The following is a 14,969-nucleotide window of genomic DNA, read 5'->3' on the forward strand; positions in this document are numbered from 1 at the left end:
ATCGGGCCTGGTTGCGCAGCCGTGGCATCGCTCCACGCATAGCCCGCTATGGCATCGAGTCGCGCGAACGCCTGGGCAAATGGCGCTGGGTGGTCGAACGCACGCTGGGCTGGCTGCACCGCTTCCGCCGATTACGCATCCGCTACGAGCGCCGTGCCGATATCCATCAGGCATTCCTCTCGCTTGCCTGCATACTCATCTGCTGGAGATACATTCAGCGGTTTTGTTAGGCGTTCTAAGGCGTCTTTGTGGCAACCGTACCATCGCTGAAAGATCCGCGTTGGGGCGGACACTCGCCAATTCGTCTGGTCGCACAGGTTCCGTAGTGCAGACTCAAGCCGGCGACGTAGTGGCAAGCGATAATTGGCTGCTGGATTTAAGCCCCTCGCTGTTTTAATCTCTGGGCCCGCTGGCTCAGCTACAAGTCAGGTTGCGACATGGAGCATTCGTTTTCACGCTTGATAATTGCGGCTGGTGTGGCTTGTTTAGTCATGGGCATGGCCGCTATTCAACAAATGCGGCTTAATCGTCCCATCGGTAAAGTAAAATATTTTCTGCTTAAATTAGCGGCGTTAGTCTGGCTAGTGAGTGGACTATTTGTCGGAACGCTCTACAGTCACGGAGTCGATGTGGCGTGGTACATTTTTGGTGTCGCCGTTAGCCTGGCCGGATGTGCCGTTGCAGGCATTGTGGTGTTTGCTTGGCCTTTTTTCACAGGACGTAAGCCGGACAGTTAATATACTTTATGAAGTTGCATCACTTATGAATTTAGTTGCAGACCGACATCTTTACGCTATATGCAAACCGATTCTATGAACCAAACTCTTGGCTTTGCCTCACTAATTGGCTTTGCAAGCGCACTGATTGTGCACATTGCGGCATTGATGGGAGTCAATGTGTCTGATAAGTTTCCTGCGATCTGGTGGCTGCACGTCGGCATTTTCGTTGTGTTCATTCCGTTTGTCTTCTCCAGTCGAAAGTCACTCGGCCCCAAACCAACGTTCGCTGAACTACGCGCAGCTTTTCCAAAGTGGGTGGTCGGACTGGGACTCTGTATTTCTGCTTACGCATTGGTGAATTTTGCACTCTTCATGATGAAAGCGGCGGGCGGCACTCCTTCGATCGTTGACGGGAAATTTGTGCTATTGAACCGTGGAAATTTCATTCGCGAACTGACCGCCGTGGAGTATTCCACTTTCAAGGTAAATCAAGTGCGTGGTTTCTCCGGGCACTGGCTAGTGTTCTACTTTGTGCCATTTGCGTATTTTATGTTCCATAAGAGATCTGAACCATTCAATTCGACGCCTTCGGCGCGGCTGCATTGATGCATGGGATTTTTCTGTCCAAGTGGCCGTATCAAGCAATACTGATGGCGGTAACGACGCCGAAACTGTCGCAGTCCAGGCACCATCAATCGTCATGACCCGAAAACACAATGAGACTGGGCTGCCGAGGTCGCTGTTATGAAGTCCGGCCTGCCCGGACGTGTGGGGTGGAAGCGGACGGAGCCGATTAGCGCTGCGAATCGCCATCAGTAGCCTAAGGCCGCGATCCTCAGCGCGGGAATTTATACCGTACCAGCAGCGTAGGTCCTTTGCCGCCGGGTGGCGTCAGCAGTATCTCGTCACCCGGCTGCATCTCTTCATACATTACCGTGCAACAGGTCGGCATCGAGTGGCCGCGCGCGGGATAAACGCCAACGTCGGTGTGCAGGTTCGCAGCGCGGACGTCCACGCTGGTCTCGCCGGCCTTTCCTGCTTCTTGCAGCAGCTTGCGCAGTGCGGTGACGAAGTCCCCTTTGCTGAGTCTGGCCGGTGCCTGGTTTGTTTGCGGGCGAGCGCTTGCGTCGTTTTTCATGCGATTTCCTTCAGTGTATACATTCCCGCCACTATATCATTGGCCCCTGATGGAGCGAGCGGAGCGAGGGGCACGGAGCGAGGGTCAGGTCCGGCATTCGCACACAGTCTGAGCCGCTAAGGTTGTTGTTAGGAAAAACCGCCTGCGGCGCAAGAGCTAGCCGGAAGAATCGGAGAGGGTTGCGCTTGCAAGCGCAACCCGGTTTTGCGGCGCCGAGCTGCGCTCGCCGAAGGCCCCGCAAAACCCCCGCGCCCGTACCGGACGCGGATTCGACGCCCGCGTTCTGCATGCATGGAATAAATAAAAAGGGCCTCCCCGCCAAAACGGGGAAGCCCTTTTATTTATTCAGTGGTGGAGACGGCGGGAATCGAACCCGCGTCCGCAAGCACTCCACAGACAGTTCTACATACTTAGCACTATCATTTAATTTAACTCAGCCAGCACGGATGTGCACGTTATGGGCAAGCGAGTTACCTATTATTTAGTCGGACGCTAAGTAACCCAGCATACGACGAGTCCCTGTAAATGACTCTAGAGCTTTTGACGGCCCACCCCAGGGACGAGGTGTTCTAGAGCTAACAGCGATTAAGCTGCCAGTGCGTACGAGTTATCGTTTGCAGTTAAGTTTTTTCTGGGTGTATTTACGAGGTAACCAGCCCTCGGTATGCCCTGCGCTGCTTTGCAACCCACGTCGAAACCAGGTCGTCCCCACAGAACCTTCATTGTAGCGCAATCTTCACACTCTTGCATGATGCATTCGCGGTAATGTAGTGGTTGTATTTACGAGGTGGCCAGCCCTCCGCATGCCGTGTGCTGCTTTGCAACCCACGTCGAAACCAGGTCGTCCCCACAGAACCTGCATTACAGCGCAATCTGCCCACTCTTGCATGATGCATTCGTGCTCTCGACGTAAGGCATGCGCCTCAAGCCGCCAGCTGCCGCTCCTGCGCCGCCTTCACCACGCCAGTCACCAGTTCCAGCAACGCTTGCGGCGTATCGAGCAGGTGGTCGGCGTTCCAGTGTTGCGGCTCGACGGGGCCGCAGTAGCCCCAGGCGCAGGCGACCGTGCGCATGCCGGCGGCGCGGCCGGCCTGGATGTCGCGCAGGTCGTCGCCCACGTACCAGCAGTCTTCCGGCGCCAGGTCCAGGCGGCGCGCCGCTTCCAGCAGGGGCGCGGGATGGGGTTTCGGGTGCGCCATGGTGTCGCCCGAGATCACGCAGCCGGCGCCGCCCAGGCCGATCTGGCCCACCAGCGGGTCGGTGAAGCGGGCGGCCTTGTTGGTGACCACGCCCCAGGCCAGGCCCAGCGCCTGCAGGCCGTCGAGCATGGCGGGGATGCCGTCGAATAAACGGCTTTCCACCGCCAGGGCCGCTTCGTAATTGTTCAGGAAGCCGTCTTTCAGGGCTTCGTAGCCGCTTTCGCCAGGGGCGATGCCATACGACGCGCCTATCATGCCGCGCGCGCCGGCCGAGGCCGTAGGGCGCAGGATGTCATACGGGGTCGGCGCCAGGCCGGCGCGCGCGCGCAGCAGGTTGATGGCCGCTGCCAGGTCGGGCGCGGTGTCGGCCAGGGTGCCGTCGAGGTCGAACAGGATGGCGCGCGGGGCTGGCAGATGGTCAGTGATCATGGCGGGCAAATTGTGTCAAGTGGGAATGAAAAATGGCGGCCGCAGCCGCCTTGTATTGTGCGTGATGGTTACAGCGGCCGGGTGCAGGCGACCAAATAATTGACGCTGGTATCGCTATTAAGTGAGTAAATCTTGGTCAGTGGATTGTAGCCCATGCCACGCATGCTGTTGACGTCCAGGCCGGCGCTGCGCACGTATTGCGACAGTTCGGCCGGGGTGATGAATTTGTCATAGTCGTGCGTGCCTTTCGGCAGCAGGCGCAGCAGGTATTCGGCGCCCAGGATGGCAAACAGGTACGCTTTCGGGTTGCGGTTCAGGGTCGACAGGAAGACGTGGCCGCCCGGTTTCACCAGCGTGGCGCAAGCCTTGACGATGGCGGCGGGGTCTGGCACGTGCTCGAGCATTTCCATGCACGTCACGACGTCGTACTGGCCCGGCTCTTCCTCGGCCATGGCTTCGGCGGCGATCAGCTTGTAGCGTACCTTGGCGCCCGACTCCAGGCTGTGCAGGTCGGCCACTTTCAAGGCCTTGTCGGACAGGTCGATGCCCGTCACGTCGGCGCCCTTGCGGGCCATCGATTCGGCCAGGATGCCGCCGCCGCAGCCGATGTCGATCACGCGCTTGCCGGCCAGCGGCACTTTCGCGTTGATCCATTCCAGGCGCAGGGGGTTAATTTCGTGCAGGGGACGAAACTCGGAAGTGGGGTCCCACCAGCGGTGGGCCAGCTCACTGAATTTTTGGATTTCGAGAGGGTCGGCGTTCATAGGTCGAATAATAGCGGCAATTTTACAATTGGGCAGCCACGGACGAAAAAAAACCCCGCCGTGGCGGGGTTTTTCATGCTGTTCTTGACTTGCGCGATGACTTGCGGCAAGTCCAGGAGTTCAGCTATTACTTGTTGCGGGTACCAACAACTTCGATTTCCACGCGACGGTTTTTCGCACGGCCTTCGGCAGTTTTGTTATCAGCAACAGGTTGTTTCTCGCCTTTGCCTTCGGTGTACACGCGGTTGCTTTCAACGCCTTTGGTGACCAGGTAGGCTTTGACAGCATCAGCACGACGTACCGACAGTTTTTGGTTGTAAGCATCGGTGCCGACGGAGTCGGTGTGACCCACAGCGATGATGACTTCCAGGTTGATGCCGCCCAGTTGTGCGGACAGCTCGTCCAGCTTGGCTTTGCCTTCTGGCTTCAGCGTAGCTTTGTCGAAATCGAAGAATGCATCAGCAGCGAAGCTGACTTTTTCCGAGGTAGGAGCAACGACGACTGGTACTGGCGCAACAACGACTGGTGCCGGTGCTGGTACGACTGGTGCTGGAGGAGCTACGCATTTGCCGTCTTGCAGGGTTTCTGGCTCTACGCACAGTGGCACGTCGCAACCTGGCACTGCGTCAGCAGGTGTCCAGTAGCCGGTACGCCAGCACAGGCCGAATGGGTCACGCACGATTACGCCGCGGGCATCTTGCACGTAAGCGCTTTTTGGGCTTGGTGCTTTGATGTCAGTGGTAACTGGCGCGAATGGTGGGGAGGTTGGGGTTTGGGCCGAAGCCGAGCCAGCAATCACTGCGGATGCAGCGAAAAACAGCGTTACAAATTTATTCATTCTTTTTTCCTTTCGGGGGGTGATATCCGCAGAACAACACTGCGCTACTGGTGCTACGTGCCAAGATTTTATCATGTAGACCATATGCGCTCGTTTCAGATTGCGAAACTAGCAATTAACTTCCCAGTCATTTTGCCACACGCATCAGGGGCACACGACCGTGGTTAAATCAAAGCTTGCCCGATTTTAGACCGTGCGTTGTTTTTGCGCAACGAAAATGCCCATTTGTAACGCACCTGTAACAATTGATCGCTTTTTTTGCCTCTTTTAAGGGCAGGTGTCTTGAACTGATATTGCCATTGTGCATTATCGACAGGTCAATATGCGCGGCCCCGGCGCAAACTGCCAATCTTGCCGGTATGGCCAATTTGTACAGGTAGCTGGGCGCGCATGCTAAAATCGTGCGCTTGACTGTTAAGAGTGCCGGGCAAATGCCCACGGCGGCACTGCATGGCCAGCACCTACCCTTGCGGTACCCGTACTGGCCGTGCCGCCAGCCCGCCGATTTGTTCTGGCACTCTGCGACATGGAAGCCGGGCCGCGCCAGCAGCGCGCGGCGCGGCGTCCACGACGACAGCCACCCAGGATATGCAGTATTGCGTCATACATTGCGTAACAGATAAGTTAACCACAGCCTGAGATCAGTCGAACCGCCAATGGATCAATTCGCAAAAGAAACAATTCCTATTTCCCTCGAAGAAGAGATGCGCAAGAGCTACCTCGATTACGCCATGAGCGTGATCGTCGGCCGTGCCTTGCCCGATGCGCGCGATGGCTTGAAGCCAGTGCACCGCCGCGTCTTGTTCGCGATGCATGAAATGAATAACGTGTGGAACCGCCCTTACGTCAAGTGCGCCCGCGTGGTCGGCGAAACCATGGGTAAATACCATCCCCACGGCGATGCCTCGATCTACGACACGCTGGTGCGCATGGCGCAAGATTTTTCGCTGCGCTACATGCTCGTCGACGGCCAGGGCAACTTCGGTTCCGTCGACGGCGACGGCGCCGCGGCGATGCGTTACACCGAGTGCCGCCTGGACAAGATCGCCAGCGAGCTGCTGGCCGATATCGACAAGGATACCGTCGACTTCCAGCCCAACTACGATGGCAAGGAAAAGGAGCCGACGGTCTTGCCGACGCGTATCCCGAACCTGCTGATCAACGGCTCGTCCGGTATCGCCGTCGGCATGGCGACGAACATTCCGCCACACAACATCACCGAAGTCATCGACGGCGCGCTGCACGTGCTGCGCAACCCCGAATGCACGATCGATGAATTGATCGAGCTGATCCCGGCGCCGGACTTCCCGACGGCCGGCATCATCTATGGCGTGTCCGGCGTGCGCGACGGTTACCGCACGGGCCGCGGCCGCGTCGTCATGCGCGCCAAGACCCACTTCGAGGAATACGGCAAGGACGGCGGCCGCATCGCCATCATCGTCGACGAACTGCCATTCCAGGTCAACAAGAAATCCTTGCTGGAACGCATCGCTGAAAACGTGCGCGACAAGAAGCTCGACGGCATTTCCGACATCCGCGACGAATCCGACAAGTCGGGCATGCGCGTGGTGATCGAGCTGAAACGGGGCGAAGTGCCGGAAGTGGTGCTCAACAACCTGTACAAGCAGACCCAGTTGCAAGACACCTTCGGCATGAACATGGTGGCCCTGGTCGATGGTCAGCCGAAGCTGCTGAACCTCAAGCAGATGCTGCAATGCTTCCTGTCGCACCGCCGCGAAGTGGTCACGCGCCGTACCGTGTTCGAACTGCGCAAGGCGCGCGAACGCGGCCACGTGCTCGAAGGCCTGGCTGTCGCGCTGGCCAACATCGATGACTTCATCGCCATCATCAAGGCCGCGCCGACGCCGCCGATCGCCAAGGTCGAGCTGATGGCCAAGGCCTGGGATTCGTCCGTCGTGCGCGAAATGCTGGCCCGTACGGGCGACGGCACGACGCCGGGCGGCGTGGATGCCTACCGTCCGGAAAACCTGCCGAAGCACTACGGCATGCAGGCCGATGGCCTGTACAAGCTGTCGGACGACCAGGCGCAGGAAATCTTGCAGATGCGCCTGCAGCGCCTGACGGGCCTGGAGCAGGACAAGATCGTCAACGAGTACAAGGACGTGATGGAACATATCGCCGACTTGCTCGACATCCTGGCCAAGCCGGAACGCGTCACCGTCATCATCACCGATGAAATGACGGCGGCGAAGAACGAATACGGCGCCGGCAACAAGGACGTGCGCCGCTCGCAGATCGAGTTGAACGCGACCGACCTGGAGACGGAAGACCTGATCACGCCGCAGGACATGGTCGTGACCCTGTCGCACACGGGTTACATGAAGGCGCAGCCGATCACCGAATACCGCGCACAGAAGCGCGGCGGCCGCGGCAAGCAGGCCATGGCGACGAAAGAGGAAGACTGGATCGACCAGCTGTTCATCGCCAATACGCACGACTACATCCTGTGCTTCTCGGATCGTGGCCGCATGTACTGGCTGAAGGTGTGGGAAGTGCCGCAAGGCTCGCGCAATTCGCGCGGCAAGCCGATCGTCAACATGTTCCCGCTGCAGGACAACGAAAAGATCACCGTGATCCTGCCGCTGTCGGGCGAGAACCGCACGTTCCCGGAAGACCATTACGTGTTCATGTCGACCAGCCTCGGCACCGTGAAAAAGACGCCGCTGAAGGACTTCAGCAATCCACGCAAGGCCGGCATCATCGCGGTCGACCTGGACGACGGCGACTTCCTGATCGGCGCGGCGCTGACGGACGGTCAGCACGACGTGATGCTGTTCTCCGATTCGGGCAAGGCAGTGCGCTTCGACGAAAACGATGTGCGTCCGATGGGCCGCACGGCGCGCGGCGTGCGCGGCATGAACCTGGAAGAAGGCCAGCACGTGATCGCGCTGCTGGTGGCCGAGAACGAGCAGCAGTCGGTGCTGACGGCCACGGAAAACGGCTACGGCAAGCGTACGCCGATCACCGAGTACACGCGCCATGGCCGTGGCACGAAAGGCATGATCGCCATCCAGACCAGCGAGCGCAACGGTAAAGTGGTTGCCGCGACACTGGTCGATGCCAGCGATGAAATCATGCTGATCACCACCGGCGGCGTCTTGATCCGCACCCGTGTGTCGGAAATCCGCGAGATGGGCCGCGCGACGCAGGGCGTGACCCTGATCGCCGTGGAAGACGGCACCAAGCTGTCCGGCCTGCAGCGCGTGGTGGAAACGGATATCGACGAAGTCGAGCTGACGACGGAGGCGGGCACGGATGCCGCACCGGCAGCGGCCGAACCAGCCGATCCTGTCGACCCGGCCCAGCCGGAGTAAGATGATTGGGGCTCTTTCGGGAGCCCCAATTGCTATTGGCGTGCCTTTTCCTGGCGCCGCCAGCACAATTTCGTAGGTCGGCTTAGCCCGTCGGGCGTAAGCCGACATGCATCGCCGGCAGTGCCCTTTTACCAGTCATTCAACATCCCGCATGCCATGAGAAAAATCGTCGCCACCTTCTTCGCCGCGTTTTCGCTGGCCTTTCTTGCGACCCTGCCGGCCCTGGCCCAGAGCACGCAAGCCACGCCCGCCCGCCAGGCGGCGCCCAGCCCCGCCATGAAAGTGGCCGTGCGGCGCATGCTCGACGCGATGCAGTTCCCGCAGCTCACGCGCAGCATCTTCGATCAGATGCTGCAATCGGTGCCGGCCATGATACGCCAGTCGGCGCAGCAGCAAATCAACAGCAACCCGAAACTGGATGATCAGCGCAAGGCGCGCGCGCTGGCCAGCGCCGAGGAGGAAATCCCCCTCGCCATCGCCACCCTGACGCAGGTACTGGCCGACCCGACCCTGATCGACGAGCTGGGCGACGAGATGGTGCCCCTGTACGCGCGTTTTTACACGGTGCCGGAAGTCGAGCAGCTGACGGCCTTCTACAAGACGCCGCTGGGACGCAAGATGCTGGCCACCATGCCGCAACTGTCGGCCGAGTCGATGGCCATCAGCCAGCGCGTGCTGATCCCGCGCGTGAACGCCGTGCTTGACCAGGTCATGCGGGCGGCCACGCAGTCGCCCCAATAAGATTCCCATTTTGCCAAGGACCGTATCGTGACCCATATCTACAATTTTTCAGCCGGCCCCGCCGTCCTGCCCAAGGAAGTGCTGGCGCAAGCGGCCTTTGAAATGCAGGACTGGCATGGCAGCGGCATGTCGGTGATGGAAATGAGTCACCGTGGTCCCGAATTCATTTCGATCTACCAGCAGGCGGTGGCCGACCTGCGCGAGCTGCTGGCCGTGCCCGAGAACTATAAAATCCTGTTCCTGCAGGGCGGCGGACTGGGCGAGAACGCCATCATCCCGATGAATCTGGTGGGCCTGGCCGCGCAGCAGCCGGCCACCGTGGACTTCGTGCACACGGGTTCGTGGTCGGGCAAGTCGATCCAGGAAGCGGCCAAGTATGCCAGCGTGAACGTGGCCGCGTCGTCCAAGGCTGCCCGTTTCACGGGCGTGCCGCCCGTCGCCGAATGGAAGCTGACGCTGGGCGCGGCCTACCTGCACATCTGCACCAATGAAACCATCGACGGCGTGGAATTCCAGCAGGCGCCGAACGTGCCGGCAGGCACCACCATCGTGGCCGACATGTCCTCGCACATCCTGTCGCGCGTGATCGACGTGTCGCAATACGGCGTGATCTTCGGCGGCGCGCAGAAAAATATCGGCCCGGCCGGCCTGACCCTGGTCATCGTGCGCGAAGACTTGCTGGGCAAGGCATTGCCGATCTGCCCGTCGGCTTTCGACTGGACCATCGTGGCCGAGCATGAGTCGATGTACAACACGCCGCCCACCTACGGCATCTATATCGCCGGCCTGGTTTTCCAGTGGCTCAAACGCCAGGGTGGCGTTGCAGCCATGGAACAGCGTAATATTGAGAAAGCGGCGCTGCTGTACGCGGCGCTCGATGCGGACGACTTCTACCAGAACCGGGTCGACCCCGCATACCGCTCGCGCATGACCATCCCGTTCTATCTGCGCGACGAAAGTCTGAACGACGCATTCCTGGCCGGCGCCAAGCAGCGCGGCCTGCTGCAACTGAAGGGCCACAAGTCCGTCGGCGGCATGCGTGCATCGATCTATAACGCGATGCCGATTGAGGGCGTGCAAGCCCTGGTCACCTATTTGAACGAGTTTGCCGGACGCTGAGTCGCTTAAGCGACCGCGCCGGCCCGCCGCCGGCGCAGGCCGCGCGGCAATGATTGAAGTACAGCTGACGAAACAAACAACCATGACCGATAAATTGAAACCGCTGCGCGAACAGATCGATGCGATCGACGCGCAAATCCTCGAACTGCTGAACCGCCGCGCGCAAATCGCCCAGCAGGTGGGCCACGTGAAGGCCGAGACGCAGGCGCCCGTGTTCCGCCCCGAGCGCGAGGCGCAGGTGCTGCGCGGCGTGGCCGAGCGCAATCCCGGTCCCATGGGCGATCGCGAAGTGCAGACCATCTTCCGCGAAATCATGTCGTCCTGCCGCTCGCTGGAAAAGCGCGTCACCGTGGCCTACCTTGGCCCGGCCGGCACCTTCAGCGAACAGGCCGTGTACCAGCAGTTCGGCAGCGCCGTCGAAGGCTTGCCGTGCGCGTCCATCGATGAAGTGTTCCGTTCCGCCGAGGCGGGTACGGCGGACTTCGGCGTGGTCCCGATCGAAAATTCCTCGGAAGGCGCCGTCAACCGCACGCTGGACATGATGCTGCAGACGAGCCTCATCATCAGCGGCGAGGTGGCGATCGCCGTGCACCACAGCCTGATGACGAAGAGCGGCAACATGGACGGCGTCACCTCGATTTGCGCCCATTCGCAGGCGCTGGCGCAGTGTCAGGTGTGGCTGAACCAGAATTATCCGCACGTCGCGCGCTACGCCGTGGCTTCGAACGCGGAAGCGGCCCGCATGGCCGGCGAAGACGGTAGCGTCGCGGCGATTGCCAGCGAACTGGCCGGCGCGCAGTACAAGCTGGGCGTGGTCAAGGGACATATCCAGGACGACCCGCACAACCGCACGCGCTTTGCCGTCGTGGGCACCTTGCAGACGGCGCCGTCGGGCAAGGACCAGACCTCGCTGGTATTGGCCGTGCCGAACAAGGCGGGCGCCGTGTACCAGCTGCTGGCGCCCCTGGCCAAGCACGGCGTATCGATGACGCGCTTCGAGTCGCGCCCGGCGCGCATGGGCAGCTGGGAGTATTATTTCTATGTCGATGTGGAAGGCCACGTGCAGGACGCGGCCGTCGCCCAGGCGCTGGCCGAGCTGCAGAGCAATGCGGCGTTTTTCAAGGTGCTGGGGTCGTATCCGGTCAGTCTGTGACTTCGTTGACTGGTGTCGGATTACGCTGTGCTAATCCGACCTACGGTAAGCTGTAGGTTGGGTTAGCGCAGCGTAACCCAACAACAACAGCCATCAGCCTAATCATTCACCAACTTTTAAAGAGCACCATGTCTAAAAATATCGGTCCAGAATACGTCCGCGCCATCGCCCCTTACCAGAGCGGCAAACCGATCGCGGAAGTCGCGCGCGAATTCGGCCTCGACGAGGCAGCCATCGTCAAGCTGGCGTCGAATGAAAATCCGTACGGCATGCCGGAATCGGCAAAGCAGGCGATGATCGCCGCCATCGATGATCTGGGCCGCTACCCGGACGCCAACGGCTTCGACTTGAAAGCCGTGCTGTCGAAGCGCTACGACGTGCCGGCCGACTGGATCACCCTGGGCAATGGCAGCAACGACATCCTGGAAATCGCCGCGCACGCGTTTGTCGAGCACGGCCAGTCCGTCGTGTACTCGCAATACTCGTTCGCCGTGTACGCGCTGGCCACGCAAGGCCTGGGCGCGCGCCACATCGTCGTGCCGGCGCAAGCCTACGGCCATGACCTCGACGCCATGGCGGCGGCGATCGCCGACGACACGCGTCTGGTCTTCATCGCCAATCCGAACAACCCGACCGGCACCTTCCTGACGGCCGCGCAGCTGGAAGCCTTCCTCAAGAAAGTGCCGGCGCACGTCGTCGTCGTGCTCGACGAGGCGTACAACGAATTCCTCTCGGCCGACGAGCAGTACGAGTCGACGGCGTGGGTGCGCCAGTATCCGAATCTGGTGGTCTCGCGCACCTTGTCGAAGGCGTATGGCCTGGCCGGCCTGCGCATCGGCTTTGCCATCGCCCAACCGGTGCTGACGGACCTGATGAACCGCATCCGCCAGCCGTTCAACGTCAACTCGCTGGCGCAGGCGGCCGCGATTGCCGCCCTGAACGACAAGGCCTTCCTCGAACAAAGCGCGCGCAACAACGCGGCCGGCTACCAGCAATTTACGGAAGCGTTTGCGCAACTGGGCCTGGAATACGTGCCGTCGCACGGCAATTTCGTGCTGGTCAAAGTGGGAGACGATGATGCGGCAGGCGCGCGCGTCAACCTGGCGCTGCTCAAGCAGGGCGTGATCGTGCGCCCCGTCGGCAGCTACGGCTTGCCGCAATGGCTGCGCATTTCCATCGGCCTGCCGCAGGAAAACGCCATCTTCATCGCCGCGCTGACGAAAGCGCTGGCCTGACCGTATGACGACGCCTGCACTGAACAAGGTCGTTATCTTTGGCGTAGGCCTGATCGGCGGCTCGTTCGCGCGTGCCCTGAAGCACGCGGGCGCTGTCGGCACGGTGGTCGGCATGGGCCGCTCGCCGGCCTCGATGGCGCGCGCGCTCGAGCTGGGCATCATCGACGAGATCGGCGGCGACATGGCTGCTGCCTTGCTTGGCGCCGACCTGGTGCTGCTGGCCGCGCCCGTGGCGCAGACGGGCGCCATCCTGGCGTCCATCGCGCCGCACCTGCGGCCCGGCACCATCGTCACCGATGCGGGCAGCACGAAAAGCGACGTGGTGGCGGCCGCGCGCGCAGCGCTCGGTGGCAAGGTGGCGCAATTCGTGCCCGGGCACCCGATTGCGGGACGCGAGACGAATGGCCCCGATGCGGCCATCATTGATTTATATCAAGGCAAGAAGGTGGTGCTCACGCCGCTGGCGGAAAATAGCGCCGCCGATGTGGAACGGGTGGCGGCCGCGTGGCGCGCCTGCGGCGCCATCCTGCACACCTTGAGCCCCGAAGAACATGACAAGGTGTTTGCCGCCGTCAGCCATCTGCCGCATCTGCTGGCTTTTGCGCTGGTCGACGACATCGCCAACAAACCGCACGCGGGCCTGCTGTTCCAATACGCGGCCAGCGGCTTTCGCGACTTTACGCGCATCGCCGGCTCATCGCCGGAGATGTGGCGCGACATCAGCCTGGCCAACCAGCCGGCGCTGCTGCATGAACTGGACGCCTACCTGGCGCAGTTGACGACCTTGCGCGCCCATCTTGCCGCGCACGACGGCGCCGCCATCGAGGGCGTGTATGCGAACGCCCAGCACGCGCGGCAGCAATGGATCGAGGCGATCGAAACGGCGGAAATACCGGCCGCGCCCACACGATAAATACTCAAGGATTCCAGCATGACCCAGACCAAGCACTACCCCCACCATATCGATCTGAAGCCGGTGATGCACGCCGAAGGCACGGTGCGCTTGCCCGGCTCGAAAAGCATTTCCAACCGCGTGCTGCTGCTGGCCGCGCTGGCCAAGGGCACGACGAAGATCATCGACCTGCTCGCCTCCGACGACACCTTCGTCATGCTGACGGCATTGACGTCGCTGGGCGTCAAATGGACGCAGGATGAATTGACGGGCGACCCGGCCACGGCGCACCAGGTGCACCACGTGGAAGGCTGCGGCGGCGCGTTCCCTCACCACGAGGCGGACCTGTTCATGGGCAATGCCGGCACGGCGATCCGCCCGCTGACGGCTGCGCTGGCCGTGATCGGCGGCGACTACACCCTGCACGGCGTGTCGCGCATGCACGAGCGCCCCATCGGCGACCTGGTCGACGCGCTGAACGCCGTCGGCACGCAGATCGAGTACACGGGCGAGCAGGGCTTCCCGCCGCTGCGCATCCGCCGCGGCCACATCCACGCGCAGCGCATCGCCGTGCGCGGCAACGTGTCGAGCCAGTTCCTGACGGCCCTGCTGATGGTGGCGCCGCTGATGGCGCGCGACCATGCGGTCACCATCGATGTCACGGGCGAGCTGATCTCGAAGCCGTATATCGAGATCACCCTGAACCTGATGCGCCGCTTCGGCGTGACGGTCGAGCATGACGGCTGGCAGTCGTTCACCGTGCAGCCGGGCCAGCAATACCAAAGCCCGGGCACGATCCACGTCGAAGGCGACGCCTCGTCGGCCTCGTACTTCCTGGCGGCCGGCGCCATCGGCGGCGGCCCCGTGCGCGTGGAAGGCGTGGGACGCGACAGCATCCAGGGCGACGTGCGTTTCGTCGAAGCCTTGCAGCAGATGGGCGCGACCATCACCATGGGCGAGAACTGGATCGAGGCCCGCTCGAACGGCGTGCTGAAGGCCGTCGACATGGACTTCAACCATATCCCCGACGCGGCCATGACGATCGCCGTGGCCGCCCTGTACGCGGACGGCACCTCGACCTTGCGCAACATCGCCAGCTGGCGGGTGAAGGAAACGGACCGCCTGGCCGCCATGGCGACGGAATTACGCAAGCTGGGCGCCGAAGTGGAAGAGGGCGCCGATTACCTGCGCGTGACGCCGCCGGCCGAGATCCAGGCGGCGACCATCGACACGTATGACGACCACCGCATGGCCATGTGCTTTTCGCTCGCCTCGCTGGACGGCGCCGCCCGCCGCGGCAACGAGATGCGCATCAACGACCCGAAATGCGTGGCCAAGACCTTCCCCGAGTATTTCGCCGCCTTCGCGGGGATTGCCAAAGATACATTAATTTAATTGATAAATAAT

The 14,969-nt window shown here is 61.4% G+C and carries 14 protein-coding genes and 1 other RNA gene; 10 read left to right on the forward strand and 5 right to left on the reverse strand.

Going from position 1 to position 14,969, the window contains the following annotated elements; genetic code table 11:
- The 3 genes from AC0V2Y_RS07900 to AC0V2Y_RS07910 form a co-directional block, all read left to right on the forward strand.
- Nucleotides 1-230, forward strand: a 230-nt coding sequence (locus tag AC0V2Y_RS07900) for a transposase (protein ID WP_475415720.1), incomplete at its 5' end; no start/stop codon positions are given.
- 207 nt (nucleotides 231-437) lie between these two features.
- Nucleotides 438-737 (forward strand): hypothetical protein, encoded by a 300-nt coding sequence (locus tag AC0V2Y_RS07905; protein ID WP_475415719.1) that lies wholly within the window; start codon nucleotides 438-440, stop codon nucleotides 735-737.
- 75 nt (nucleotides 738-812) lie between these two features.
- Entirely contained in the window at nucleotides 813-1,325 is a 513-nt protein-coding gene (locus AC0V2Y_RS07910) for a hypothetical protein (protein WP_475415718.1), read from the forward strand.
- Between the two features lie 229 nt (nucleotides 1,326-1,554).
- On the opposite strand, the gene AC0V2Y_RS07915 is transcribed toward AC0V2Y_RS07910, so the two are convergent.
- From AC0V2Y_RS07915 to ompA, 5 genes are all read right to left on the reverse strand, one after another.
- Nucleotides 1,555-1,857: an HNH endonuclease gene (locus AC0V2Y_RS07915; protein WP_475415717.1), complete on the reverse strand. Its 303-nt coding sequence runs from the start codon at nucleotides 1,855-1,857 to the stop codon at nucleotides 1,555-1,557.
- 349 nt (nucleotides 1,858-2,206) lie between these two features.
- Nucleotides 2,207-2,567: a transfer-messenger RNA gene (gene ssrA / locus AC0V2Y_RS07920) on the reverse strand.
- Between the two features lie 213 nt (nucleotides 2,568-2,780).
- The gene (locus AC0V2Y_RS07925; protein ID WP_475415716.1) at nucleotides 2,781-3,485 is read right to left on the reverse strand and encodes an HAD family hydrolase; all 705 of its coding nucleotides are present in this window, start codon (nucleotides 3,483-3,485) and stop codon (nucleotides 2,781-2,783) included.
- A 68-nt stretch (nucleotides 3,486-3,553) separates the two neighbouring features.
- Nucleotides 3,554-4,249, reverse strand: coding sequence for a bifunctional 2-polyprenyl-6-hydroxyphenol methylase/3-demethylubiquinol 3-O-methyltransferase UbiG (ubiG, locus tag AC0V2Y_RS07930; RefSeq protein ID WP_230538500.1), 696 nt, complete (start codon nucleotides 4,247-4,249; stop codon nucleotides 3,554-3,556).
- Between the two features lie 127 nt (nucleotides 4,250-4,376).
- Nucleotides 4,377-5,087, reverse strand: coding sequence for an outer membrane protein OmpA (gene ompA, locus AC0V2Y_RS07935; RefSeq protein ID WP_475415715.1), 711 nt, complete (start codon nucleotides 5,085-5,087; stop codon nucleotides 4,377-4,379).
- Between the two features lie 656 nt (nucleotides 5,088-5,743).
- Between ompA and gyrA the strand changes: the two genes are divergently transcribed.
- The 7 genes from gyrA (at nucleotide 5,744) to aroA (ending at nucleotide 14,957) form a co-directional block, all read left to right on the forward strand.
- Nucleotides 5,744-8,422, forward strand: a complete 2,679-nt coding sequence (gene gyrA, locus AC0V2Y_RS07940; protein ID WP_475415714.1) for a DNA gyrase subunit A — start codon at nucleotides 5,744-5,746, stop codon at nucleotides 8,420-8,422.
- Between the two features lie 156 nt (nucleotides 8,423-8,578).
- Nucleotides 8,579-9,163, forward strand: a complete 585-nt coding sequence (locus tag AC0V2Y_RS07945; RefSeq protein WP_475415713.1) for a DUF2059 domain-containing protein — start codon at nucleotides 8,579-8,581, stop codon at nucleotides 9,161-9,163.
- A gap of 27 nt (nucleotides 9,164-9,190) precedes the next feature.
- Nucleotides 9,191-10,282, forward strand: coding sequence for a 3-phosphoserine/phosphohydroxythreonine transaminase (gene serC / locus AC0V2Y_RS07950; protein ID WP_475415712.1), 1,092 nt, complete (start codon nucleotides 9,191-9,193; stop codon nucleotides 10,280-10,282).
- Between the two features lie 82 nt (nucleotides 10,283-10,364).
- Nucleotides 10,365-11,435, forward strand: a complete 1,071-nt coding sequence (gene pheA, locus AC0V2Y_RS07955) for a prephenate dehydratase (RefSeq protein ID WP_475415711.1) — start codon at nucleotides 10,365-10,367, stop codon at nucleotides 11,433-11,435.
- A gap of 128 nt (nucleotides 11,436-11,563) precedes the next feature.
- Nucleotides 11,564-12,670, forward strand: a complete 1,107-nt coding sequence (gene hisC / locus AC0V2Y_RS07960; protein WP_475415710.1) for a histidinol-phosphate transaminase — start codon at nucleotides 11,564-11,566, stop codon at nucleotides 12,668-12,670.
- 4 nt (nucleotides 12,671-12,674) lie between these two features.
- Nucleotides 12,675-13,583, forward strand: coding sequence for a prephenate dehydrogenase (locus tag AC0V2Y_RS07965; RefSeq protein WP_475415709.1), 909 nt, complete (start codon nucleotides 12,675-12,677; stop codon nucleotides 13,581-13,583).
- An 18-nt stretch (nucleotides 13,584-13,601) separates the two neighbouring features.
- On the forward strand, nucleotides 13,602-14,957 hold the full coding sequence (aroA, locus tag AC0V2Y_RS07970; RefSeq protein WP_475415708.1) for a 3-phosphoshikimate 1-carboxyvinyltransferase: 1,356 nt from the start codon (nucleotides 13,602-13,604) through the stop codon (nucleotides 14,955-14,957).
- The last annotated feature ends 12 nt before the right edge of the window (nucleotides 14,958-14,969 follow it).

Source organism: Janthinobacterium sp. BHSEK, assembly GCF_056174685.1.

Excerpts from the sequence above, each read along its gene's own strand:
- AC0V2Y_RS07905 (WP_475415719.1), top strand. The coding sequence starts at position 438 with ATGGAGCATTCGTTTTCACGCTTGATAATTGCGGCTGGTGTGGCTTGT.
- AC0V2Y_RS07910 (WP_475415718.1), top strand. The coding sequence starts at position 813 with ATGAACCAAACTCTTGGCTTTGCCTCACTAATTGGCTTTGCAAGCGCA.
- AC0V2Y_RS07915 (WP_475415717.1), bottom strand. The coding sequence starts at position 1,857 with ATGAAAAACGACGCAAGCGCTCGCCCGCAAACAAACCAGGCACCGGCC.
- AC0V2Y_RS07925 (WP_475415716.1), bottom strand. The coding sequence starts at position 3,485 with ATGATCACTGACCATCTGCCAGCCCCGCGCGCCATCCTGTTCGACCTC.
- ubiG (WP_230538500.1), bottom strand. The coding sequence starts at position 4,249 with ATGAACGCCGACCCTCTCGAAATCCAAAAATTCAGTGAGCTGGCCCAC.
- ompA (WP_475415715.1), bottom strand. The coding sequence starts at position 5,087 with ATGAATAAATTTGTAACGCTGTTTTTCGCTGCATCCGCAGTGATTGCT.
- gyrA (WP_475415714.1), top strand. The coding sequence starts at position 5,744 with ATGGATCAATTCGCAAAAGAAACAATTCCTATTTCCCTCGAAGAAGAG.
- AC0V2Y_RS07945 (WP_475415713.1), top strand. The coding sequence starts at position 8,579 with ATGAGAAAAATCGTCGCCACCTTCTTCGCCGCGTTTTCGCTGGCCTTT.
- pheA (WP_475415711.1), top strand. The coding sequence starts at position 10,365 with ATGACCGATAAATTGAAACCGCTGCGCGAACAGATCGATGCGATCGAC.
- hisC (WP_475415710.1), top strand. The coding sequence starts at position 11,564 with ATGTCTAAAAATATCGGTCCAGAATACGTCCGCGCCATCGCCCCTTAC.
- AC0V2Y_RS07965 (WP_475415709.1), top strand. The coding sequence starts at position 12,675 with ATGACGACGCCTGCACTGAACAAGGTCGTTATCTTTGGCGTAGGCCTG.
- aroA (WP_475415708.1), top strand. The coding sequence starts at position 13,602 with ATGACCCAGACCAAGCACTACCCCCACCATATCGATCTGAAGCCGGTG.